Raw genomic sequence first — 1,186 nt, 5'->3', positions numbered from 1 at the left:
GTCCTCGGCCTCGGCGCCGCCGGCCACACGTGCGGCGGCGGCGAGAGCGGCGAGGTCGGCGGCCCCCGCCGCGCGATGGCGGGCCGCGACCGCACCCGCGACAGCCAGCACGAACACGGCCGCGCACACCGGGATCAGCGCGAGCGCCACCACCCACACGGTTGCCGATCCCTCGTCGGCCCTCCTTCGCCCGATCACGGCGGCGCCTCGCCCTCGACCGCCGCGACGGCGGAATGTTCCACATGAAACCGGACACCCGCCCACAGGGCTCCCGGCGGCCCGACATCGGCGAGCACCCGATAGCGCACGAGCCCGTCCCGAGTGACCGCCTCCATCCGCGCGCCCGCCGGCGCCGCCGCCAGGACCCGCGCCGCCGCGACCGCGTCCGGTTCACCCCGGGCCAACGCCCGAGCCCCGGCCTGAGCGGCGTCCACACACCGGATCTGCGCGGCGGCAGCGGCGATCCCGGCGACCAACACGGCGGTGAGCAGCACCAGGACGGGCAGCACCACGGCGGCCTCGGCAGTGACGAAGCCATCGGCCCCACCCCTTCGCGACGACCGGGACGGACGCCACGCGGCCCGGCCCCACCCGGGGCCCAGCTCAGAACGAGACATCGAGTGCCCTCGTGATCACCTTCGTCAGCGCGGCGGCCACCCCCGGGCTCGTGACGATCTTGAACAACACCGCCCCGAAGGCCACCGCCGCGACGGTACCGACGGCGTATTCGGCCGTGGTCATTCCGCTTTCGTCGCGAAGCCGCAGCCACAAGCGCCGGACGGTCAAAACGATGACGTGCATGGATATCCCCCTGGTCCTTCCATCACTCGGATCAATACGCACATATGAAAACTCTTCATGACACTTCATGACACTCGTGACTCTGTGAGTCGACGACGCCGTGACCTCGTGACTCGACGACGCCGTGTGCGTGCGCGGCGGGTCCGGTCGCATCGGTCGCCGGCGGCCACCACGGCCGCGGCTCACACCGGCCGCAGCAGGGTCGAGGTCAGGCCGATCACGATCGGCACCACCCCGATCAGCAGGAAGGCCGGCAAAAAGCACAGCCCGAGCGGAACGGTCGCCCGCACTCCCACCCGGCGCGCGGCCGCCGTCGCGGTACGGCGCTGCGCGGCCCGCTGCTCGTCGGCCGCCCGAGCCACCGCCTGCGCCGCCGGCGCACCAC

The 1,186-nt window shown here is 73.1% G+C and carries 3 protein-coding genes and 1 pseudogene; all 4 read right to left on the bottom strand.

Annotated features, from left to right (window positions below; genetic code table 11):
* Window positions 1–198: pilus assembly protein TadG-related protein (locus GT354_RS41660; RefSeq protein WP_346012421.1), on the bottom strand; the 198-nt coding region annotated here is incomplete at its 3' end.
* A complete protein-coding gene (locus GT354_RS41655; RefSeq protein WP_346012420.1) occupies window positions 195–512 on the bottom strand; it encodes a TadE family type IV pilus minor pilin in 318 nt (105 codons plus the stop codon). The genes GT354_RS41660 and GT354_RS41655, both read right to left, overlap by 4 nt.
* 91 nt (window positions 513–603) lie before the next feature.
* Window positions 604–801 (bottom strand): DUF4244 domain-containing protein, encoded by a 198-nt coding sequence (locus GT354_RS41650; RefSeq protein ID WP_202512881.1) that lies wholly within the window; start codon window positions 799–801, stop codon window positions 604–606.
* 182 nt (window positions 802–983) lie between these two features.
* Window positions 984–1,186 (bottom strand): annotated as a pseudogene (locus GT354_RS41645) (type II secretion protein F); the annotation flags it as partial.

Source organism: Streptomyces sp. SID3343, assembly GCF_009865215.1.
Classification (GTDB): domain Bacteria; phylum Actinomycetota; class Actinomycetes; order Streptomycetales; family Streptomycetaceae; genus Embleya.
Note: the sequence above shows the minus strand (reverse complement) of the source record. Positions and strands in the feature narration are given on the sequence as shown.

Excerpts from the sequence above, each read along its gene's own strand:
- GT354_RS41650 (WP_202512881.1), bottom strand. The coding sequence starts at position 801 with ATGCACGTCATCGTTTTGACCGTCCGGCGCTTGTGGCTGCGGCTTCGC.